The sequence below is a fragment of the Janthinobacterium rivuli genome (genome assembly GCF_009208735.1).
GTDB lineage: Bacteria > Pseudomonadota > Gammaproteobacteria > Burkholderiales > Burkholderiaceae_D > Janthinobacterium.
This window is the reverse complement of the sequence record NZ_WFLJ01000002.1, coordinates 318,728-339,069: the sequence shown is the minus strand read 5'-3', so window position 1 is coordinate 339,069 and position 20,342 is coordinate 318,728. Positions and strand designations below refer to the sequence as shown.

General features: G+C 65.0%; 20 protein-coding genes. 17 read left to right on the top strand and 3 right to left on the bottom strand.

The annotated features are described in order from the left end of the window. The first annotated feature begins 2 nt into the window (after window positions 1-2). From GCN78_RS04065 to eutC, 11 genes are all read left to right on the top strand, one after another. The gene (locus GCN78_RS04065) at window positions 3-1,040 is read left to right on the top strand and encodes an NAD-dependent epimerase/dehydratase family protein (RefSeq protein WP_152250527.1); all 1,038 of its coding nucleotides are present in this window, start codon (window positions 3-5) and stop codon (window positions 1,038-1,040) included. Next, window positions 1,033-1,863, top strand: coding sequence for an MBL fold metallo-hydrolase (locus GCN78_RS04060; protein ID WP_152250526.1), 831 nt, complete (start codon window positions 1,033-1,035; stop codon window positions 1,861-1,863). The genes GCN78_RS04065 and GCN78_RS04060 overlap by 8 nt, the downstream gene beginning before the upstream one ends. Next, on the top strand, window positions 1,860-3,167 hold the full coding sequence (locus GCN78_RS04055; RefSeq protein ID WP_152250525.1) for a F390 synthetase-related protein: 1,308 nt from the start codon (window positions 1,860-1,862) through the stop codon (window positions 3,165-3,167). Before GCN78_RS04060 ends, GCN78_RS04055 begins: the two co-directional genes overlap by 4 nt. Then, window positions 3,164-3,802: a phosphatase PAP2 family protein gene (locus GCN78_RS04050; RefSeq protein ID WP_152250524.1), complete on the top strand. Its 639-nt coding sequence runs from the start codon at window positions 3,164-3,166 to the stop codon at window positions 3,800-3,802. Before GCN78_RS04055 ends, GCN78_RS04050 begins: the two co-directional genes overlap by 4 nt. Next, window positions 3,799-4,914, top strand: coding sequence for a sterol desaturase family protein (locus tag GCN78_RS04045; RefSeq protein WP_152250523.1), 1,116 nt, complete (start codon window positions 3,799-3,801; stop codon window positions 4,912-4,914). Before GCN78_RS04050 ends, GCN78_RS04045 begins: the two co-directional genes overlap by 4 nt. After that, window positions 4,911-6,029, top strand: a complete 1,119-nt coding sequence (locus GCN78_RS04040) for a fatty acid desaturase family protein (protein ID WP_226939449.1) — start codon at window positions 4,911-4,913, stop codon at window positions 6,027-6,029. The genes GCN78_RS04045 and GCN78_RS04040 overlap by 4 nt, the downstream gene beginning before the upstream one ends. 66 nt (window positions 6,030-6,095) lie before the next feature. Next, the gene (locus tag GCN78_RS04035) at window positions 6,096-6,650 is read left to right on the top strand and encodes a GbsR/MarR family transcriptional regulator (RefSeq protein WP_152250521.1); all 555 of its coding nucleotides are present in this window, start codon (window positions 6,096-6,098) and stop codon (window positions 6,648-6,650) included. Next, window positions 6,647-7,291 (top strand): DUF4166 domain-containing protein, encoded by a 645-nt coding sequence (locus GCN78_RS04030; protein ID WP_193316600.1) that lies wholly within the window; start codon window positions 6,647-6,649, stop codon window positions 7,289-7,291. The genes GCN78_RS04035 and GCN78_RS04030 overlap by 4 nt, the downstream gene beginning before the upstream one ends. Next, entirely contained in the window at window positions 7,288-8,748 is a 1,461-nt protein-coding gene (locus GCN78_RS04025; protein ID WP_152250520.1) for a TIGR01777 family oxidoreductase, read from the top strand. Before GCN78_RS04030 ends, GCN78_RS04025 begins: the two co-directional genes overlap by 4 nt. Before the next feature lie 34 nt (window positions 8,749-8,782). Then, on the top strand, window positions 8,783-10,171 hold the full coding sequence (locus GCN78_RS04020) for an ethanolamine ammonia-lyase subunit EutB (RefSeq protein ID WP_152250519.1): 1,389 nt from the start codon (window positions 8,783-8,785) through the stop codon (window positions 10,169-10,171). A 9-nt stretch (window positions 10,172-10,180) separates the two neighbouring features. After that, a complete protein-coding gene (gene eutC / locus GCN78_RS04015) occupies window positions 10,181-10,954 on the top strand; it encodes an ethanolamine ammonia-lyase subunit EutC (RefSeq protein WP_152250518.1) in 774 nt (257 codons plus the stop codon). Here the strand turns inward: eutC and tsaD are convergent, their stop codons facing one another. Continuing rightward, a complete protein-coding gene (tsaD, locus tag GCN78_RS04010) occupies window positions 10,955-11,995 on the bottom strand; it encodes a tRNA (adenosine(37)-N6)-threonylcarbamoyltransferase complex transferase subunit TsaD (RefSeq protein WP_152250517.1) in 1,041 nt (346 codons plus the stop codon). Window positions 11,996-12,204: 209 nt separating this feature from the next. Here tsaD and GCN78_RS04005 point away from each other — a divergent pair, with 209 nt between their 5' ends. Continuing rightward, a complete protein-coding gene (locus tag GCN78_RS04005) occupies window positions 12,205-12,612 on the top strand; it encodes a nitrite reductase (NAD(P)H) small subunit (protein ID WP_152250516.1) in 408 nt (135 codons plus the stop codon). A 57-nt stretch (window positions 12,613-12,669) separates the two neighbouring features. On the opposite strand, the gene GCN78_RS04000 is transcribed toward GCN78_RS04005, so the two are convergent. Then, window positions 12,670-13,731 carry a 3-deoxy-7-phosphoheptulonate synthase gene (locus tag GCN78_RS04000; protein ID WP_152250515.1) on the bottom strand — a complete coding sequence of 354 codons (1,062 nt, stop codon included), beginning with the start codon at window positions 13,729-13,731 and terminating at the stop codon, window positions 12,670-12,672. Window positions 13,732-13,882: 151 nt separating this feature from the next. Continuing rightward, on the bottom strand, window positions 13,883-14,560 hold the full coding sequence (locus tag GCN78_RS03995; protein WP_152250514.1) for a hypothetical protein: 678 nt from the start codon (window positions 14,558-14,560) through the stop codon (window positions 13,883-13,885). 158 nt (window positions 14,561-14,718) lie between these two features. On the opposite strand from GCN78_RS03995, the gene ybiB reads away from it, so the two are divergent. The 5 genes from ybiB to dnaG all read left to right on the top strand — a co-directional run bounded on the left by ybiB (window position 14,719) and on the right by dnaG (window position 19,968). Then, entirely contained in the window at window positions 14,719-15,711 is a 993-nt protein-coding gene (gene ybiB / locus GCN78_RS03990) for a DNA-binding protein YbiB (protein WP_152250513.1), read from the top strand. A 56-nt stretch (window positions 15,712-15,767) separates the two neighbouring features. After that, window positions 15,768-16,982 (top strand): BaiN/RdsA family NAD(P)/FAD-dependent oxidoreductase, encoded by a 1,215-nt coding sequence (locus tag GCN78_RS03985; protein ID WP_152250512.1) that lies wholly within the window; start codon window positions 15,768-15,770, stop codon window positions 16,980-16,982. 182 nt (window positions 16,983-17,164) lie between these two features. Then, the gene (gene rpsU, locus GCN78_RS03980) at window positions 17,165-17,377 is read left to right on the top strand and encodes a 30S ribosomal protein S21 (RefSeq protein ID WP_008451879.1); all 213 of its coding nucleotides are present in this window, start codon (window positions 17,165-17,167) and stop codon (window positions 17,375-17,377) included. A 211-nt stretch (window positions 17,378-17,588) separates the two neighbouring features. Next, window positions 17,589-18,041 carry a GatB/YqeY domain-containing protein gene (locus GCN78_RS03975; RefSeq protein ID WP_070287781.1) on the top strand — a complete coding sequence of 151 codons (453 nt, stop codon included), beginning with the start codon at window positions 17,589-17,591 and terminating at the stop codon, window positions 18,039-18,041. Between the two features lie 130 nt (window positions 18,042-18,171). After that, window positions 18,172-19,968 carry a DNA primase gene (gene dnaG / locus GCN78_RS03970; protein WP_131685402.1) on the top strand — a complete coding sequence of 599 codons (1,797 nt, stop codon included), beginning with the start codon at window positions 18,172-18,174 and terminating at the stop codon, window positions 19,966-19,968. Window positions 19,969-20,342: the final 374 nt, after the last annotated feature.

Here is a 20,342-nt window from a genome sequence, read left to right as displayed (position 1 = left end):
TGATGAGGCGGATACTGGTCACGGGAGCGACGGGCGGCTTGGGGCGCAATGCCGTGCGCACCCTGCTGGCGCAGGGCGTGGAAGTGCGCGCCACGGGCCGCAACGCCGCCGTCGGGCGCGAACTTGAACGCATGGGCGCGCAATTCGTCGCGCTCGACCTGGCGCAGGCGTCGCCGCGCCAGGTCGACGAGCTGGTGCGCGGCATGGACACCGTCTGGCACTGCGCCGCGCTGTCGTCGCCGTGGGGCGCGGAGCGCGACTTCATCGCCGCCAACGTCACGGCCACGGCGCAGTTGCTGCGCGCGGCCGCCAGCCTGCACGTGGCGCGCTTCGTGCACATTTCCACGCCGGCCATCTATTTCGATTACCACAACCGCTACGACGTGCCGGAAACCTTCCGCCCCGATTCTTTTGTCAACGCGTATGCGCGCAGCAAGGCGATGGCGGAAAAGCTGGTGCAGGATTGCGTCGACCGCCACCGCGGCATGACCTGCGTGATCCTGCGCCCGCGCGCCATCTTCGGCCCGCACGACCAGGTGCTGATCCCGCGCCTGGCGCGGGTGCTGCAGGAGCGCGGCGGCAAGCTGCCCCTGCCCAACGGCGGCGCGGCCACCATTGACGTCACCTACGTCGACAATGTCGTGCATGCGATGTGGCTGGCCACCGTGCACAAGACCATCGCTTCGGGCGCCGCCTTCAACATCACGAATGGCGAACCGGCGCGCCTGTGCGACATCTTGCGCAGCCTGTTTTGCGACCATCTGCAGCAGCCGTTCGAGATCGTCAGCGTACCTTACCGCGTGCTGGCGGTGCTTGCGCGCCTGATGCAGTTCGCTTCGCGTTTTACCCGCCGCGAACCATCGCTCACGCCCTACAGCATCGGCGCGCTCAGTTTCGACATGACGCTCGATAACGCCAAGGCGCGCAAGGTGCTCGGTTATCGTCCCGTCGTCAGCCTGCAGGACGGCATCGCCCGCACGGCGCAGTGGATGCGCCAGGAAGCGGCGGCGCACAAGGTGGGCAAGGAGCGCAATGGCTAGCATCACCGCGTTTCGCGTCGGCCACTGCACCCATCCTTCGTGCATGGTCTTGAAAGGCAGCGGGCTGGCCAGCCGCTGCTTCCCCTCGCGCGCCTACCTGATCGAGACCCGCGCGGGCCTGTACCTGTGGGACACCGGTTACGCCGAGCACTTCCGCGCCGCCACGTCGAAAGGCGTGTACCGCATGTATGCGTGGGTGACGCCGATTTCGTTTGACGAGAAGGAATCGCTGCACGGCCAGTTGCGCGCGCATGGCGTGTCGCCCGGCGACATCCACACCTTGCTGCTGTCGCACTTCCACGCCGACCATATCGCCGGCCTGCGCGACTTTCCCGGCGCGCGGCTGATGGCCTCGAAAACGGGCTGGGACGCCGTGCGCGGCCTGTCCGGCGTGGCCGCCGTGCGCCAGGCCTTCGTGCCCGAGCTGCTGCCGCCCGATATCGCCGACCGCCTGGATTTCGTGGAAAGCGTGCCCGAGACGGCCTTGCCGGCGGCCCTGCTGCCGTTTACGCACGGGCGCGACGTCAGCGGCACGGGCGAGATCTACATCGTCGACCTGCCCGGCCATGCGATCGGCCATCTTGGCGCCTTCGTGCTGCAGGACGAAGGCTGGACATTGCTGGCGTCGGACGCGGCCTGGGTGCCGGAAAGCTTCCAGCAGCTGCGCGGACCGTCCGAACTGTCGTTCCTCATCCAGCACAAGCGCGCGCTGTACTACGCCACCCTGAACCGCCTGCACCAGCTGCACCGGTCGGGCAATGCGCAGATCCGCATCACGCATGAAGACACGCCCGACTATCTGCCTGTGGCGGGCCGCCCGTGAAGCGCATCGTCTGGCTGTTATTGTCGTACTGGCGCACGCGCCGCCTGCGCTTCACCAGCCGCGCGCAGCTCGACGCCTACCAGCGCAAGCAGCTGGCGCGTTTCATCGACACCCTGTGCGCGCGCAGCGCTTACTTCGCCCCGTACCGCGATCTGCCCCTGGCGCAGTGGCCGACGATGAACAAGGCCTTGATGCTCGAGCATTTCGATGCCATGAACACGGAAGGCGTCACGCTGGCGCAGGCGATGGACGCGGCCATGGCGGCCGAGCATAGCCGCGACTTCACGCCGGCCGTCGGTGACATCACGGTGGGCCTGTCGTCGGGCACCTCGTCGCGGCGCGCCGTGTTTACCGTCAGCCCCCGCGAAAAGGCCCAATGGGCGGGCGTGATGCTGGCCAAGGCGCTGCCCGAGGGCCTGTTCTCCGGCGAGCGGGTCGCGCTGTTCCTGCGCGCGAACAGCAATCTGTACACGGCCGTGCGCTCGCCGTGGCTGACCTTTGCCTTCTATGACTTGTTCGAACCGTTCGACAGCCTGTGCGCGCGGCTGGCGCACTATCAACCGTCCGTCATCGTCGCGCCGGCCCAGGTGCTGCGCCAGCTGGCCTTGCGCGTCATCGATGGCAGCCTGGCGCTGGCGCCGAAAAAAGTCATCTCGGTGGCCGAAGTGCTGGAAGCGCAGGACCGCGCCCTGATCGCGCAGGCGTTTGGCACGGTGCATGAAATCTACCAGGCCACCGAGGGTTTCCTCGCCAGCAGCTGCGAACACGGCGTGCTGCACCTGAACGAGGAATACGTGCACATCGAGCCGCAGTGGCTCGATGCTGAGGCAGGCGAACAGCAACGTCGCTTCGTGCCCGTGATTACGGACTTTACCCGCGTCACGCAGCCCATCGTGCGCTACCGCCTGGACGATATCCTGCTCGCGCGCGCCACGCCATGCCCGTGCGGCCGCGCCACGCGCGCCATCGACGGCATCGAAGGGCGCTGCGACGACATGTTGCTGCTGCCGTCGGCGCGCGGCGGCGAGTCGGTCGCCGTGTTTGCCGACGTGCTGACGCGGGCCTTCGCGCAAGCCTTGCCGCCGGACGCCGATTACCGCCTGGCCCAGTCGGGCGAAGCGGCCCTGCAGCTGCACGCGGCCCTCGACGATGCCGGCCTGGCCGCCCTGCGCGCGCACCTGGCCGCGGTGCTGCAGGGCCTGGGCGTGGCCGTCGACGGCCTGGCCTGGACGATCAGCGGCGAATTGCCTCCCTTTGACCCCACCACGAAACGGCGCCGCATCCGGCGCCTCGCAAGCGCATGAATCCTTCTTCCATGACCATACGCGGCCGCCTGCTGCACCTGCTGGCCGGCTGGGGCAGCGTCGGCCTTGTGTATTTTTCCAGCGACCTGCTGCAAGGGCAGGGCGTGCTGCTGCCCGAAACGGCCATCGACCGCGCCATTCCCTACAGCGACTCGGCCATCTGGCTGTACCTGTCGTTCTTCATCCTGATCCCCTACGCCTACCTGGCGGCCGATGCGGCGAGGGTGCGCTGGCTGGCGCGCGCCATGGCGCTTTCCGCGCTGGCCTGCGGCGTGGTCTTCCTGCTGTATCCGACCACGCTCGCGTATCCGCCCGTCGGTGACGGCAGCGCCTGGAGCACGCAGGCGCTGCGCCTGCTGCAGGCAGCCGATTCCGCGCAAAACTGCCTGCCTTCGCTGCATGGCGCATTGACCCTGCTGTGCGTGTGGGCCTTGTGCGACAGGCGCCACCGGCTGCGCTCCGCGCTGGCCGTGGTGCTGGGCGTGGCCATCTGCTACGCCATCATCGCGCTGCGCCGGCACGTGAGCATCGACCTGGCCGCCGGCCTGGCTGTTGGCATCGCTGGCGGCATGTTGGCGAAAATGCAGGTATCCTTGGCTGCCCGTCGCGCCGTGTCCATGAAAACCGCACCATGATGAATCCCTTTGCCCTGTCGTTTTTGATCATGCTGGCCTTCGTGCTGGCCGAACTGCTGATCCTGAAATGGGTACGCAAGACACCCGTGCCGTGGAAGGACGTGATTTTCAACCTCAATTCCGGACACATACTGATGTGGGTGTTCCGTGGCGTGGAGGTGGCGGCCTTCGCCCTGCTGCTGCGCCACGTGAACCTGCACATCGTCGACCAGTGGCCGGTGGCAGCGCAATGGGTGTTCGCTTTTTTTGCCTGGGACCTGTGCTTTTACTGGATGCACCGGCTGCACCATAAAATCCCCTTGCTGTGGGCCGTGCACGTGGTGCACCACCAGGGCGAGCATTTCAACCTGTCGCTGGGCGTGCGCAATTCCTGGTATTCGTCGCTGACGAATTTCCCCTTCATCGCCATCCTGGCCGTGCTGGGCGTGCCGCTGGAAATCTTCCTCGTCGTCTCGTCGCTGCATTACACGGTGCAGTTCTACAACCACAATGCGTTGGTGAACAAGTCCGGCATCCTGGATAGCTTCATGGTCACGCCGTCGCACCACCGCGTGCACCACGGCACGGACAAGCGTTACATCAACCGCAATTTCGGCGGCACCCTGCTGCTGTGGGACCGGCTGTTCGGCAGTTTTCAGCCCGAACTCGAAGGCGTGCAAATGCGCTATGGCGTGAAGGGTATGACGCCGACGCACAACCCCCTGTTGGCCAGCAACGGCAAACTGTTCGCATGGCTGCGCACGCGCTTTCCCCATTGGCAGTCGCGCGGCACGTTCGAGGTGCCCGAGCTGTTCATCGGCAGCGGCGGCGTGATCCTGTTTGGCCTGGTGATCTATTACGTCAACCACGAAGCGGCGCTGGCGGGCGCGCAGCAAGCCATCCTGTTCGCGCTGATTTTTGCCGGCACCCTGGCGCTGGGCGGCCTGTCCGATGCGCGCCGCTGGGGCGCCATCGCCTGGGTCGCCATCGCGCTGGCCACGCCGCTGCTGTTCCTGGGCTGGTATGGCGCGCGAGATGCGTGGGGCATGGTGTTCCTGGCCGCGCTGCTGGCGCATGGCCTCGACGGCGCGCGCCGCCTGTGGTGGCCGGCAGCGGCGGGGACGCGCGCGTGACGCAGCCTGTACCTTCGCTGCCGCCGCTGCGCTTCCAGCCTGCCCGCGATTCTGCCTTCCGCCGCGAACTGCGTGCGCGCGCCGACGCCTACCTGGCGGACAAAGGAAAACACCGCTTTGGCGACCTTCGCCTGCATGCGAAGACCATCTTCCTGGCCGCGCTGACGGTGGGGCTGTATGCGCTGGCCTTGAGCGCCGACAGCACCTGGCCATTTGTCGCCAGCTATGTGGCTAGCCTGGTGGCGGCCATGGCGCTGGCCATGAATACCCTGCACGATGCGGCCCACAGCGCCGTCTTCCGCCAGGGCGCCTGGAACCGCGTGCTGATCCGCCTGGTGGGTTTGCCCGTCGGCGTGGACACGGATTTCTGGACCATCCGCCACGTGCACTTCCATCACACCTACGCCAACGTGGAAGGCTATGACCTCGACACGGAACCGAACCCGTTCCTGCGCCAGACGCCGTTCCAACGCTGGTCGCCCCAGTACCGCTATCAATACCTGTACTGGCCCGTGGTGGCGGCCCTGTCGCTGCCGTATTTGAACTGGTATGGCGACTGGCTGGACCGCTTCGGCAAGACGCCCGTGGCCGCGCACAGCCGCCTGCAGGGCTGGCGCGGCTGGCTGTCGTTCCTGGGCTGGAAGCTGGGCCACGTGGCGCTGGTGCTGGCGCTGCCCATGTGGGCGCTGCAGCAGCATGGCATCGGCTGGGGTGTGGTGCTGGGCGCGTATTTTCTGGGGCAGATGATCGCCTCGTGCGCGCTGGTGGCGCTGATCCTCGGGACGCACTGGGCCGAAGTGGAGTTTTTCCAGCCGGGGCAAGACGGCACCCTGCCGCACGACTGGTACCAGCACACGTTTTATACGGCGTGCGACTGGACGCCAAGGCCGCGCGCCCTGCGCTGGCTCGGCTACTGGCTGGGCGGCTTGAATCTGCACTTGACGCACCATTTGTTCCCCACCTGGAGCCACCGCCACTACCCGGCATTGGCGCGCATCCTGGCCGAACTGGCGCCGCGCCACGGCCTCGTCTACCGCGAACTCGGATACGGCCAGCTGCACGCCTCGCAGCAGGCGTTCCTGCGCGCCATGGGCCAGCCACCGGCACAGTCCTGACGAATCGCGCTTGACTCGTTTTCCGTTCCGTCTTACATTTCTGCAACGACAGAAATAAGAGAAATCATGGAATTAAGCCCGACTACTCAGAAATACATTCTCCACTGGGGCGAGATGGGCACCCGCTGGGGCGTCAACCGCACGGTGGCGCAAATCCACGCGCTGCTGTTCCTGGCCAACGCACCCTTGACGGCGGAAGACATCGCGGCCAGCCTGAACGTGGCCCGCTCGAACGTCAGCAACAGTCTGAAGGAATTGCAAAGCTGGGGCCTGGTGCGCATCACGCACGTGATGGGGGACCGGCGCGACCATTTCGTCGCCCTGCAGGATGTGTGGGAAATCTTCCGCGTCATCATGGAAGAGCGCAAGCGGCGCGAGATCGACCCCACCCTGACGGTGCTGCGCGAATGCGCGATCGAGGGCGAGCACGATGCGGCGATACCGCCAGAGACGCTGGCGCGCATGGGCGAGGTGCTGGCGTTTTTGGAAATGCTCAGCAGCACCTACAGCGACTACAAGAACCTGCCGCCGGCGACCCTGCAGCGCATGCTGTCGATGGGCGGCAAGGTGGCCAAGTTCCTCAGCCCGGAAGACAAACCGGGCAAGCGTGGCAAATCATGAACGGCCCCTCGGAAGGAGAACTGTTCAAGAAGGTGATGGGCGAACGGTGGCTCGCGCTGCACCCGGACATCCGCCGCCGCTTCGAGAAAAATCCCGCGCCGGGCCAGCCCCTGTACTACCGCGGCGAACTCAGTGAGCTCACCAGTTCGCGCTTGGGAAAATTCCTCGGCTGGCTGACGCGGCCCTTCATCGATGGCGCCCTGATCCCCCATGACGACCACGACTTCCCCGTCGATATCGAAGTCTATTCGCGCCCCGGCTGCCCCTTCATCTTCAAGCAGCGCACCTACCGCCTGCATGGGCGCGCGCCGATCCGCTTCACCTCCTACATGGCCGAAAGCGCAAAGGGCGAAGTGCTCGAATACGTGGGCCTGGGCCTGGGCATGAAGCTGCTGCTCCACGTCGAGGATGGCAACCTGCACTTCACCAGCGACGGTTATTTCTGGGATCTTTTCGGCTGGCGCATGCCGCTGCCCGGCGTGCTCACGCCCGGCAAGACCTATCTGTGCCACCGCAACGATACGCCGCAGCAGTTCAATATCCGCATCGAGATCCGCCACGCGCTGTTCGGCACCACGTTTACACAGGTGGGCGTGTTCCGCGAAAGCGCGGCGCCCGCCCTTTACAAGGAGACACCATGAATACGCATCTGCTGGCCCTGCAACTGATGGCGGCGCAAGGCTGCCTGGGCGCCTTCGACACCATCTATCACCATGAAATCACGGAGGCGCTGCCGCAAAAAGCCTCCGCAAGGCTGGAATTGACCATCCACGCCACGCGCGCCCTGATCTACAGCCTGCTGTTCGTCGGCCTGGCGGCCTGGGAGTGGCATGGCGCCTGGGCCTGGGTCCTGGTCATCGTGTTTGGCGTGGAAATCGTGCTGACCCTGTGGGACTTCGTCGTGGAAGACCAGACCCGCCTCTTGCCCGCCACGGAGCGCGTCACGCACACGGTGCTGGCGATTAACGCGGGCGCCTTCATCGCCTTGCTGGCCCTGAACAGCAGCCAGTGGGCCACGTTGCCGACGGCCCTCGTGTGGCAGCCGTATGGCTGGCTCAGCGTCTTCCTCGCCCTGTGCGGCGTGGGCGTGGGCTTGTCCGGCCTGCGCGACGCGTATGCCGTGTGGCAGCTGGGCCGGCGCAAGGAGATGGCGGAAAAGGAGACGGAGGATCTGCGGTTCGCCAGTACGCCGCAGACCGTGTTGGTGACGGGCGCCACGGGTTTCATCGGCCAGCAGCTGGTCAGCGCCTTGCTGGCCGACGGCCATGCGGTGACGGTGCTGACGCGCCAGCCGAAACAGGCCGCCTGGACCTTCGATGGCAAGGTGCGCTGCATCGACTCGCTGAACGAGTTGTCGGATGCGCAGCGCATCGACATGGTGGTCAACCTGGCCGGCGCGCGCATCGTCGGGCGCCGCTGGACGGACGCGCGCAAGGCGGCCTTGCGCCGCAGCCGGGTGGCGCTGACGCAGGATCTGGTGGCGTGGATCGCCCGCGCGCAGCACAAGCCGCGCGTGCTGCTGTCGGCGTCGGCCATCGGCTATTACGGCGTGCAGCCGCAGGGTGACGCGACGGAATTGACGGAGGAGAGCGCGCCGCAAGCCATCTTCATGTCGCAGCTGTGCCAGGAATGGGAAGTGGCCGCGCGCCAGGCGCAGCAGCATGGCGTGCAGGTCGGCTGCATGCGCTTTGGTCTCGTCTTCGGCCACCAGGGTTCGCTGCCGCAGATGCTGCTGCCGGTCCGCTTCGGCGTGGGCGGCCCGCTCGGCAGCGGCAAGCAGTGGGTCACGTGGGTGCATGTGCGCGACGTGATCCGCGGCATCGCCCACCTGGCGCGCCGCAGCGAAGCACAGGCAGTGAGCGGCGCCTACAACTTCTGCGCGCCGGAAGCCATCGAGCAGCGCCGCTTCGCCCGGGTGGCGGGCGCGGTGCTGCACCGGCCTTCCTTCGTACCCACGCCGGCCTTCGTCATGCGCGCCTTGCTGGGCGAGCAGGCCGACTTGCTGGTGGAAGGCCAGCGGGTCGCGCCGCGCCGGCTGCTGGCCGACGGCTTTGTCTTCCGCTATCCGCAACTGGAAGGCGCGCTGCGCAGTTTATAAGTTGGCGTAAGATGGGGATTGGAGGAACCGAACCATGCCCCGCTTCAGCCACACGATAGACAGCCATACCCATGCCTTCGCCAGCCTGCAGGAGTTGCTGGCGAAGGCCACGCCGCTGCGCTCGGGGGATGTGCTGGCGGGTGTGGCGGCCGCCAGCGCGCGCGAGCGGGTGGCGGCGCAGCTGGCGCTGGCGGACGTGCCGCTATCGCTGTTCCTCAACGAGGCGCTGGTGCCGTACGAAGACGACGAAGTCACGCGCCTGATCATCGATTCGCATGCGCGCGCCGCCTTTGCGCCGATTTCCCACCTGTGCGTGGGCGATTTTCGCGACTGGCTGCTGGACGACGCGACGGATACGCAAGCGCTGTCCGAGGTCGCCGCCGGCATCACGCCGGAGATGGCGGCGGCCGTCTCCAAGCTGATGCGCCTGCAGGACCTGGTGCTGGTGGCCCGCAAGTGCCGTGTCGTCACGTCCTTCCGCAATACCCTGGGCCTGGAGGGCCGCTTGTCCACGCGGCTGCAGCCGAACCACCCGACGGATGACGCCACGGGCATTGCGGCTTCCATCCTCGACGGTTTGACGCTGGGCAGCGGCGACGCCGTGATCGGCATCAATCCGGCCACCGACAACGTGGCGCAGGTGGTCGCGCTGCTGCACCTGCTCGACGCCGTCATCGACCAATACCAGATTCCCACCCAGTCGTGCGTGCTCACGCACATCACCAATACCCTTGAGGCGATACGCCGCGGCGCGCCCGTCGACCTGGTGTTCCAGTCGGTGGCGGGCACGCAGGCGGCCAACCGCAGCTTCGGCATCGACTTGTCTCTGCTGGCCGAGGGGCAGGCGGCGGCCCTGTCGCTGGGGCGCGGGACGGTGGGCAACAACGTCATGTATTTCGAGACGGGGCAGGGCAGCGCCCTGTCGGCCGGCGCGCACCACGGCATGGACCAGCAGACGTGCGAAGCGCGTGCGTATGCGGTGGCGCGCGCGTATCAGCCGCTGCTGGTCAATTCGGTGGTGGGCTTCATCGGCCCCGAATATCTGTACGACGGCAAGCAGATCATGCGCGCGGGGCTGGAAGACCATTTCTGCGCCAAGCTGCTTGGACTGCCCATGGGCTGCGACGTATGCTACACCAACCATGCGGAAGCGGACCAGGACGACATGGACGCCTTGCTGACCATGCTGGGCGTGGCCGGCTGCAATTTCATCATGGGCGTGCCGGGCGCGGACGACATCATGCTCGGCTACCAGAGCACTTCGTTCCACGACGCCCTGTATGCGCGCCGCGTGCTGGGCTTGCGTCCCGCGCCTGAATTCGCGGCCTGGCTGGCGCGCATGCGGATCACGGATGCGCAGGGCCGTTTGCAGACGGCGCTGGCGCCGGCCTTCCAGGCGGCCCTGCTGCGCCTGGACACCTAGGGAGACAGCATGGGCGATACCGATCCGTGGCAGGCGCTGCGCAGGTACACGGCGGCGCGCATCGCGCTCGGGCGCCGCGGCGTGAGCGTGCCGACTCGCGCGCAGCTGGCGTTCCAGCTGGCCCACGCGCAGGCGCGCGACGCCGTGCACCTGGCGCTCGATGGCGAGGCACTGGCGCGCGCCCTGGCCGCGCAGGGGCAGGACTGCGTGCAGCTGCACAGCGCCGCCGCCACGCGCGCCGACTATCTGCAGCGTCCCGACCTGGGGCGTCGGCTCGACGACGCTTCACGTGCGCGGCTGGCCGCCGGTGCCAGGGGAATCGACCTGGCGCTGGTGGCAGCCGATGGCTTGTCGGCGCTGGCCGTGCAGCGCCACGCGGCGCCCTTCCTGGCCGCCTTGCGCGCACGGCTGGCGCTGGAAGCGTGGACGCTGTCGCCGCTGCACATCGTGGCGCAGGGAAGGGTGGCCATCGGCGATGAAATAGGGGAGTTGTTGAAGGCGCGCGCCGTGCTGGTGCTGATCGGCGAGCGGCCGGGCCTGAGTTCCCCGGACAGCCTGGGCCTGTACCTGACGTGGGCGCCCGAAGCAGGCTTGCTGGACGAGCGCCGCAACTGCATCTCGAACGTGCGCCCCGAGGGGCTGGCGTATGCGCCGGCCGCGTACCGGCTGCACTACCTGTTGTCGCAGGCATTTACCAGACAGCTGTCGGGCGTGGGCTTGAAGGATGAAACGGTGGAAGAGGGCGCGGCCCTGGCGGGCGCGCGCAATTTCCTGCTGGAGTGATCAGACGTCGCGGATGTCGTCCAGCGGCCAGCGCGGGCGCACGTTGAACGAGTAATCGTGCTTGGCGGCGTCCGGATTGATTTGCAGGCGCATGGCGCCGGCAAAGGCGATCATGGCGCCGTTGTCGGTGCAGAATTCCAGCTCAGGGTAGTACACTTTAAAACGCTTTTTGGCGGCGGCCGCGTTGAGCGAGGCGCGCAGCTGCGCGTTCGCGCCCACGCCGCCGGCGATCACCAGGCGTTTCAAGCCCGTGTGCTTGAGGGCCGACACGCATTTGGCCGTCAGCACGTCGACGATGGCGTCGACGAAGCCGCGCGCGATGTTCGCCTTGTCCTGTTCGCAGATATTGGCGATGACTTTTTCTTCATGGTTCTTCACCACCGTCAGCACGGCCGTCTTCAGGCCCGAGAAGCTGAAATTGAAATCCTTCGAGTGCAGCATGGGGCGCGGCAGTTTATACGCGAGCGGATCGCCGAATTCGGCCAGGCGCGAAATGGCGGGGCCGCCCGGATAGCCGAGGCCCAGCAGCTTGGCCGACTTGTCGAACGCTTCGCCGGCCGCATCGTCAAGCGTTTCGCCCAGCATCGTGTACTGGCCCACGCCATCGACGCGCATCAGCTGCGTATGGCCGCCCGACACCAGCAGGGCGATGAAGGGGAATTGCGGCGGCTCCGACGCCAGCAATGGCGACAGCAGATGGCCTTCCAGGTGGTGGATGCCGAGCACCGGCTTGTTGATGGCCAGGCCCAGGCTGCAGGCGACGGAGGAGCCCACGAGCAGCGCGCCGGCCAGGCCCGGGCCTTGCGTGTAGGCGATGGCGTCGATTTCGGGCAGGGTGATGCCGGCCTTGGTCAGGGTTTCTTCGAGCAGCGGGATGGCGCGGCGGATATGGTCGCGCGACGCCAGTTCCGGCACCACGCCGCCATATTGCTCGTGCATGGCGACTTGCGAATAGAGGGCGTGCGACAGCAGGCCGCGTTGCGTGTCGTACAAGGCCAGGCCGGTTTCGTCACAGGAGGATTCGACGCCAAGAACAATCATGAAGGTGCTAAATAGGGAGGAGTAATCCGCCATTGTAAAGGAAAGCCGGGCAGTCCACCGTGCGGCAGGCGCACCATTTCGGCGGCAGTGTGCACTTGCGCAGTGCGCCGCGCAGGGGTTTTGCCTTGTATGTCACCCCTCTTGCGCCTGTACCGCCACTGGCACCGCTCTTGCTTATCGCATTCTGTGCTTACTCAAGGGAGCTTGCGATGCCGGAACAATGGAAAATGATTTGCCGCCTGAAGGACATGCCGCTGGCGGGCGCGCGCATGGTGCAGCGGGGCCTGGCGTGGCAGGACTTGCCAGGCGTGGCGCTGTTCCGCGCGGCGGACGATACGGTGTACGCGCTGCTCGACACGGTGCCTTGCATGGGCGGCCCGCTGGCGCATGGGGTGTTGATGGAGAAAAACCTGATGGGGCCGAAGAACAGCTGGATCATCGAGCTCGATTCGGGCCGCCTGGTGGCGCCCGTGCAGGGCATGGCGCGCACGTACGCCGTGCGCCTCATGGACGGGCGCATCTACCTGGACGTCAATGAACTCAATATCCCGGCCAGCAAGGCGGAACAGGCGCTGGCGGGATCGTTCGCCGTGCTGCCGCATGTGCAGATGGCGTGAATCGCAGGCGCAAAAAAAACGGCGCACAGGGCGCCGTTTTTCGTCTCCGCGAGAGGCTTATGCCGGGCGGTTCAATAAATGCGCATGCGCGTCGCGCAGCATGGTGGCCGTCGTCTCCCAGTCGATGCAGCCGTCGGTGACGGAGCAGCCGTAGGTCAGTTGCGACAGGTCTTGCGGGATCTTCTGGTTGCCGCTGACGATGTTCGATTCGATCATCACGCCCACCAGCGAGCGGTTGCCCTGGCGGATCTGGTTGACCACGTCGCCCATCACCAGCGGCTGCAGTTCCGGCTTTTTATAGCTGTTCGCGTGCGAGCAGTCGACCACCAGGTTGGCTGGCAGCTTGGCCTTGGCCAGCGCCTGTTCGGCGATGGCGATCGAGACCGAATCATAGTTCGGACGGCCGTCGCCGCCGCGCAGCACCACGTGGCCATACGCGTTGCCGCGCGTGCGCACGATGGCGACGTTGCCTTCCGCATTGATGCCGAGGAAGGAGTGCGGGTGCGCCGACGACAGGATGGCGTTGACGGCGATGCTGATGTCGCCATCGGTGCCGTTCTTGAAGCCGACGGGCGTCGACAGGCCGGACGACATTTCGCGGTGCGTCTGCGATTCCGTGGTGCGCGCGCCGATGGCCGTCCAGGCGATCAAATCGCCCAAGTATTGCGGCGAGATGGGGTCCAGCGCTTCTGTGGCGGTGGGCAGGCCCAGTTCGCACACGTCGAGCAGGAACTGGCGCGCCTTTTCCATGCCTTCGTTGACCTTGAAGGAATCGTCCATGTACGGATCGTTGATATAGCCTTTCCAGCCCGTGGTGGTACGCGGTTTTTCGAAATACACGCGCATCACCAGCAGCATCGTCTCCTTGACTTCCTCTTGCAGCGCTTTCAGGCGGCGCGCGTAATCGAGGCCTGCGACCGGGTCGTGGATCGAGCACGGACCGACGACGACGAACAGGCGCTGGTCCTTGCGGTCGATGATGTTGCGCAGCGCTTCGCGGCCGCGGCTGACGGTGTCGAAGGCGCTTTCCGACAGGGGCAGCTTGGCGTGCAATTCGGCCGGTGTCGGCATGGGCGCGAAGGAGGTGACGTTGATATTTTCGATGTCTGGCGTATTCATGATTCTGGCTCGGCTTTCGCTATTGCGTTCTTTAAGAGGCAATAGTGTAGCGGAAATGCGGCCTGGCGGCGGGGATGCGGCCAAAACGGGAATGGCTGAGTTGTTTTTTATGACAGGGCCGGCACGCCGCCGGCCCCCTGCCTCCGGGCGCTCAGTGGCCGCCCGCCAGGCTGGCGCCAACGCCGTAGCGGGCGATGCGCAGGTAGTTGCCGGCCAGCTCAGGCGGCCGGGGCAGGTCGGGATGGCGCCGCACATGCGCGACGATGGCGCTTTCGTGCTGGCGTATCTGCGCGTCCAGGCAGGCGATTTGCTTGCGCAGCAATTGATGCAGCGCAATCTGTCCCGCATGGAAGTGGCCTTCCAGGCGCGCCATTTCCTGTTTGCGCAACTGCCGCACGGCATGCAGACGGCGCAGCCATAGCCGCAATTCCACGTAGGCGGGCGAGGGCGGCGTCCAGGGAGCAGGGCGTGCCGCCGCGCAATACTGGGCCAGCACCACCGCGCTGCGTGCCGCATCCTTGGGCAAGCCCTGGCTGCGGAGATAGGCTTCCAGCGGCGCGGGCTGGGCATCGCAGACCAGCATGCCCATGCCGGCCAGCGCGTTGGCGGCCGCCTCGCTGTATGGCATATCGAGGCGCATGCAGACGCGTAAGCCCATGATAGTGACATCGTTCCTTTGCAGCCAGCTGCGCAGCCAGCGGTAGCCGGCCACGTCGTTTTCCAGCACCTTGCACAGCACTTCGCCGCCCGACAGCAGCACGGCCTTGAGCAGCAGCTTGTTCGGTTCGATGCCGACGAAGGTGGTTTCCTGTTTGATCGCGTGTTCCATGATGAGTTCCCCCTGTACCGTCTTATACGCAGCGGTGGCGCGTTTGGATGCGGTCGCGAGGCAGTTCACCCAAAAAATAGCGGGAAAGACTGTTGCATTGGCGCCTATGGCGTCTTCCAGCCCCTCTGCAAGGAAGAAAATCCGTGTAAGCTGGCGCCATGACGACTGTATCCATCCCCCATACCGATGTGGCCGGTGAGCCATTCCCCGCAGCACGTTTCATTAAGGAAATAGGACGCGGCAAGAACGGCGCGCGCAGCATGACGCGCGACGACGCCCGCGCCCTGTACCGCGCCATGCTCGAGGGCCGCGTGTCGGACTTGGAGTTGGGCGGCATTTTGTTATCCATGCGTATCAAGGGCGAGTCCGTGGACGAGATCGCCGGCTTCCTCGACGCGGCCGAAGCGTCGTTCGCCCCGCTGGCCGCGCCGGCCGGCGAGTTCGCCCCGATCATCATTCCCAGCTACAACGGCGCGCGCAAGATGGCGAACCTGACGGCCTTGCTGGCGCTGCTGCTGGCGCGCGCGGGCGCGCCCGTGCTCGTACATGGCGTGACGAGCGACCCGGGCCGCATCACCACGGCCGAAGTGCTGGCCGCGCTGGGCGTGCCCGCTTCGGCGGACCATGCGCAAGCCGAGGCCGCCATGGCGCGCGGCGAAGCCGCCTTCCTGCCGATCGCCGCACTGGCGCCGCGCCTGGCGCAGATGCTGTCGCTGCGGCGCGTGCTGGGCGTGCGCAATTCCACGCACACGCTGGTGAAAATCATGCAGCCGTTCGCCGGGCCGGCCCTGCGCCTGGTGTCGTACACGCACCCGGAATACCTGGAAATGCTTGGTGAATATTTCCTGACCGCCTCAGATCCGGCGCGCGGCGACGCCTTCCTGATGCGCGGCACGGAAGGCGAGACGGTGGCCAACGCCAACAAGGCGCAGCAGATCGACTGGTTTCACGGGAGCGAACGCACGCTGCTGGTGGAAAAACAGTTGCTGGTGGAAGAGTTGCCGCATTTGCCGGCCGAGCGCGATGCGGCCACCACGGCCGACTGGATCGCCGCCGTGCTGCGTGGCGAGGTACCCGTGCCGCCATCGATCGCCGGCCAAGTGGAGCAATGCCTGATGGCGTCGCGGCAGATTGCGGCACGGCCGCGCTAGCCGCGTCGCCGCAGTTTACAATGGCGTCTTTGTAATCAGCGGTGACCGGAATTCTTATGGCAAAACAATTTGATGTGGCAGTGATCGGCGCGGGCGCGGCCGGCATGATGTGTGCGGCTGTTGCCGCCCAGCAAGGCAAGCGCGTGGTGTTGATCGATCACGCGGCCAAGCTGGCCGAAAAGATCCGCATCTCGGGTGGCGGACGGTGCAATTTCACCAATATTAACGCCACGCCACAAAACTTCCTCTCGGAAAACCCCCATTTCTGCAAGAGCGCGCTGTCGCGCTACACGCCGCAGGATTTCCTCGCGCTGGTGAAAAAATACCGGATCGGCTACCACGAGAAGCACAAGGGCCAGCAATTCTGCAATGAATCGGCCGAGCAGATCATCGACATGCTCAAGGACGAGTGCGCCGCTGGCGGCGTGCACTGGCGCATGCCGTGCAAGATCGATAATGTTGCCCAGCAAGCCGACGGCGGCTTCGTGCTGCAGACCGATAGCGGCGACATCGAGACGGCCAGCATCGTCATCGCCACGGGCGGCCTGTCGATCCCGAAGATCGGCGCCACCGACTTTGCCTACCGCATCGCCAAACAATTCGATTTGATGATGGTCGAGCCGCGCCCCGCGCTGGTGCCGCTGACGTTCGATGCGGCCAGCTGGGCGCCGTTCGCGGAATTGTCCGGCATCGCGCTGGAAGTCGATGTGGAGACGGGCAGCCTGAAAGGCCGCAAGGCCACGGGCGCGCGTTTCCGCGAAGATTTGCTGTTCACGCATCGCGGCCTGTCGGGCCCGGCGATTCTGCAGATTTCCAGCTACTGGCTGCCGGGCGAGCCCATCGTCATCAATCTGTTGCCGGAAGTGGATGTGGCGCAGACCTTGATTGAAGGCAAGGGCACCCTGAAGAAGCAACTGGGCAATATCGTCGCCCAATGGCTGCCGCAGCGCCTGGCCGACTGCCTGCTGGCCGTCAACGGCCTGGCGCCGGACGCGCGCATCGCCGACATGCCCGACGCCCAGCTGCGCAAGCTGGGCCTGGCCATCAATGCCTGGTCCATCGTGCCGAACGGTTCCGAAGGCTACCGCAAGGCGGAAGTGACGCGCGGCGGCATCGACACGCGCGAACTGTCGCAGCAGACCATGATGGCGAATAAAGTGCCGGGCCTGTATTTCATCGGCGAATCGGTCGACGTGACGGGCTGGCTGGGCGGCTACAACTTCCAGTGGGCCTGGGCCTCGGGCGTGGCGGCAGGTATTGCCTTGCAGTAAGCAACTCTGTAGGATGGGGTTTTGGCGCCCTGTGCGCCGACCCCGGTGCGTGGTTTACGCCACATTCCGGCAGCGACCGCAGGCTGCATGCCGCACGCAAGTGGGGAGGGGCTTCCCTTTCCGAATAAAAGCTGCTACTATCTATCTCTTCCTATACACCACCTCAACGGTTTGAATTTTACATGACCACTATTCGCCTTAAAGAAAACGAGCCGTTCGAAGTCGCAATGCGTCGCTTCAAACGCACCATCGAAAAAACGGGTCTGCTGACCGAATTGCGCGCTCGCGAATTCTACGAAAAGCCAACAGCTGAGCGCAAGCGCAAGCTGGCAGCTGCTGTCAAGCGTCATTACAAACGCATCCGCAGCCAACAACTGCCGAAAAAATTATTCTAAGACTGTTCAGTCAGAACCAACCCGGGTAGTTCGGCGCATTGTTCGCCACGGGTTTTGTTTTGATTCGCCTGAAGTGATACTTCAGATGAGTCGCATACCCGCTCCGGTTCGCCGCAGCGGGTTTTCGCTTTTGTGGCCGCCCGCTTGGTCTGTACACACGAGCGCCGAGCCACACGAGCATCGAGCCCCACTTACCAACACGAGGATTGCCATGAGCTTGAAAGAACAAATTACCGAAGACATGAAAAACGCCATGCGCGCCAAGGAAGCGGGCAAGCTGGGCACGATTCGCCTGTTGCTGGCGGAAATCAAGCGCAAGGAAGTCGACGAGCGCATCGAATTGACGGACGCGCACGTGACGGCCATCGTGGAAAAGATGATCAAGCAGCGCAAGGATTCGATCACCCAGTTCGAAGCCGGTGGCCGTGCCGACCTGGCCGACATCGAAAAAGCCGAGCTGGTGCACCTGATCGGCTACATGCCTGCCGGCCTGTCGGACGAGGAAGTGGCGGCCGAAGTGGCTGCCGCCGTGGCCGCCTCGGGCGCCGCCGGTCCGCAAGACATGGGCAAGGTCATGGCCATCGTCAAGCCGAAGCTGGCAGGCCGCGCCGACATGACGGTGGTGTCCGCGCTGGTCAAGAAAGCCTTGACGCCGGCAGCGTAAGCATACAATAGTAGCAAGGGCTGCCCGCCGTCGCGCTGGCAGCCTGTTAACAGCCCACACGTTGACCTGGCTCAACCTCAGGCCACGTGCGGTAGTATAGTCTGACCTATAACAAGACCCGCCCTAGCCAGTGATACCTCAATCCTTCATTTCCGATTTGCTCAACCGCGTCGATATCGTCGACGTCGTGGGCCGCTATGTGCAACTGAAAAAAGGTGGCGCCAATTTCATGGGCTTGTGCCCGTTCCACAGTGAAAAGTCGCCCAGCTTTACCGTCAGCCCCACCAAGCAGTTCTATCACTGCTTCGGCTGCGGCGCGCATGGCACCTCGATCGGCTTTTTGATCGAGTATTCGGGCATGGGCTTTGTCGACGCCGTCAAGGACCTGGCGCAGAACGTGGGCATGGTCGTGCCGGAAGCGGACGACAAGATCCCGCCGGCCCAGCGCGCGCAGATCCAGGCGCAAAGCATGGCCTTGTCCGACGCCATGACGCAGGCTTGCGATTATTACCGCGGGCAATTGCGCCACGCGCCGGAAGCCATCGCCTACCTCAAGAACCGGGGCTTGACGGGCGAAGTGGCCGCTCGCTTCGGCATGGGCTTCGCGCCCGGCGGCTGGGACAACCTGCGCTCCGTCTTCCCCGACTACGACGTGGTGGCGCTGGCCGAGGCTGGGCTCGTGATCGACAAGGTCGATGAAGAGGGCAACAACCGCAAGCGCTACGACCGTTTCCGCGAACGCATCATGTTTCCGATTCGCAATACCAAGGGCCAGGTCATCGCCTTTGGCGGCCGCGTGCTCGACCATGGCGAACCGAAATACCTGAACTCGCCGGAAACCCCCTTGTTTTCCAAGGGTTTCGAACTATATGGCTTGTTCGAGGCGCGCCAGGCCATCCGTGACGCCGGCTATGTGCTCGTGACGGAGGGTTACATGGACGTGGTGGCGCTGGCGCAGATGGGTTTCCCGCAAGCGGTGGCGACCCTGGGCACGGCCTGCACGCCCACCCACGTGCAAAAACTGCTGCGCCAGACGGACAACGTGATTTTCAGCTTCGACGGCGACAAGGCCGGCCGCCGCGCCGCCCGCCGCGCGCTCGAAGCGAGCCTGGCCCACGTGTCGGACAATAAAACCATCAAATTCCTGTTCCTGCCGTCGGAACACGATCCGGACAGCTATATCCGCGAATTCGGCGCCGAAGGTTTTGAACAGCAAGTGCATGAAGCGATGCCGCTGTCGCAGTTCTTGCTGAAAGAAGTGTCGGGCGAACACGATTTGTCGGAACCGGAAGGGCGCGCCCGCGTGCAGTTCGACGCCAAGCCCCTGCTGCAGCTGATGGCGCCGTCGTCCCTGCGCCTGCAGATCGTGCGCGGCCTGGCGCAACTGACGCAATCCACGCCGGCCGAGATCGAAGCCCTGTTCGAGCTGGCGAAACCCGTTGCCGTGGCACGCCGCGCGCCGCCGAAATCGGGCCGCCCCGTGCCTGTGGGCCTGGAATTGAAGATCATGCGCATGCTGGTGGCGCATCCGCCGCTGACCATGCGCATCGACGAGGCTGCCCTGACGGCCTTCCAGCACCTGGGACCGGACGCGGCCCATAGCCTGGGGCAGCTGGTGGCCGTGGGTCAGGCGCTGGGCGAGCATGGCAGTTTTGCCGCGCTGGCGCAACAATTGAAGGAGCTGGGCAGCGAATACGACGAGATCATCGGCGAGATCGCGGCCGGCACGGAATCCGATTACGACAGCGAATTGTCGTGGCTGGTGAGCACCATCCGCGAGATCAAATTGAATGCCTTGAAGGCGGAATTGCAGCAATTGTTTGCGTCGGGTTTGCCATCGGAGAAAATTGGTGTACGCTACCGCGAAATCATGCAGGAGCAAGGCGAGCTGGAGCGCGAGCGCGACGCCGAGTTGGTGAATCGATAACCTTGCTCTGGGGGTATGTCGCGCACTGGAAAAACATTTTTCGCGTGCTATAATTAAATGCTAAGTATTGTGTGCTTTGGCAAGCTAGTTCAGTTTCGTAAATAGTATTTGTTTTCAGTAAGTTAGGCTCTTGATCGGCGCGGTGGATCGTGTCGGCAGCCAGGGCCAACTGGCGTTTTCGGCGTTGCGGGCATGGCTCGCAGACGCTGGCAAGCCGCGCCAGGCTCTCGCTCCCAACGCGGTCGATGCAGGAATTTTTGCCGAGGCGGCTGGCAACAGCTGGTGGACAGGAATTGCTGCGCTTCCCGCGGATCGTGGCCGATGAGGTGTAAGTAACGTAACAGTGTCGAATTTGCGTAGTCGGCAGGTTCGAA

Coding starts and splice junctions, on each gene's coding strand:
- GCN78_RS03975 (WP_070287781.1), top strand. CDS start 17,589: ATGAGCTTGAAAGAACAAATTACCGAAGACATGAAAAACGCCATGCGC.
- GCN78_RS04000 (WP_152250515.1), bottom strand. CDS start 13,731: ATGAATACGCCAGACATCGAAAATATCAACGTCACCTCCTTCGCGCCC.
- GCN78_RS04050 (WP_152250524.1), top strand. CDS start 3,164: ATGAATCCTTCTTCCATGACCATACGCGGCCGCCTGCTGCACCTGCTG.
- GCN78_RS04025 (WP_152250520.1), top strand. CDS start 7,288: ATGAATACGCATCTGCTGGCCCTGCAACTGATGGCGGCGCAAGGCTGC.
- GCN78_RS04005 (WP_152250516.1), top strand. CDS start 12,205: ATGCCGGAACAATGGAAAATGATTTGCCGCCTGAAGGACATGCCGCTG.
- GCN78_RS04020 (WP_152250519.1), top strand. CDS start 8,783: ATGCCCCGCTTCAGCCACACGATAGACAGCCATACCCATGCCTTCGCC.
- GCN78_RS04060 (WP_152250526.1), top strand. CDS start 1,033: ATGGCTAGCATCACCGCGTTTCGCGTCGGCCACTGCACCCATCCTTCG.
- GCN78_RS04065 (WP_152250527.1), top strand. CDS start 3: ATGAGGCGGATACTGGTCACGGGAGCGACGGGCGGCTTGGGGCGCAAT.
- ybiB (WP_152250513.1), top strand. CDS start 14,719: ATGACGACTGTATCCATCCCCCATACCGATGTGGCCGGTGAGCCATTC.
- GCN78_RS04045 (WP_152250523.1), top strand. CDS start 3,799: ATGATGAATCCCTTTGCCCTGTCGTTTTTGATCATGCTGGCCTTCGTG.
- GCN78_RS04030 (WP_193316600.1), top strand. CDS start 6,647: ATGAACGGCCCCTCGGAAGGAGAACTGTTCAAGAAGGTGATGGGCGAA.
- tsaD (WP_152250517.1), bottom strand. CDS start 11,995: ATGATTGTTCTTGGCGTCGAATCCTCCTGTGACGAAACCGGCCTGGCC.
- GCN78_RS03995 (WP_152250514.1), bottom strand. CDS start 14,560: ATGGAACACGCGATCAAACAGGAAACCACCTTCGTCGGCATCGAACCG.
- GCN78_RS03985 (WP_152250512.1), top strand. CDS start 15,768: ATGGCAAAACAATTTGATGTGGCAGTGATCGGCGCGGGCGCGGCCGGC.
- GCN78_RS04035 (WP_152250521.1), top strand. CDS start 6,096: ATGGAATTAAGCCCGACTACTCAGAAATACATTCTCCACTGGGGCGAG.
- eutC (WP_152250518.1), top strand. CDS start 10,181: ATGGGCGATACCGATCCGTGGCAGGCGCTGCGCAGGTACACGGCGGCG.
- rpsU (WP_008451879.1), top strand. CDS start 17,165: ATGACCACTATTCGCCTTAAAGAAAACGAGCCGTTCGAAGTCGCAATG.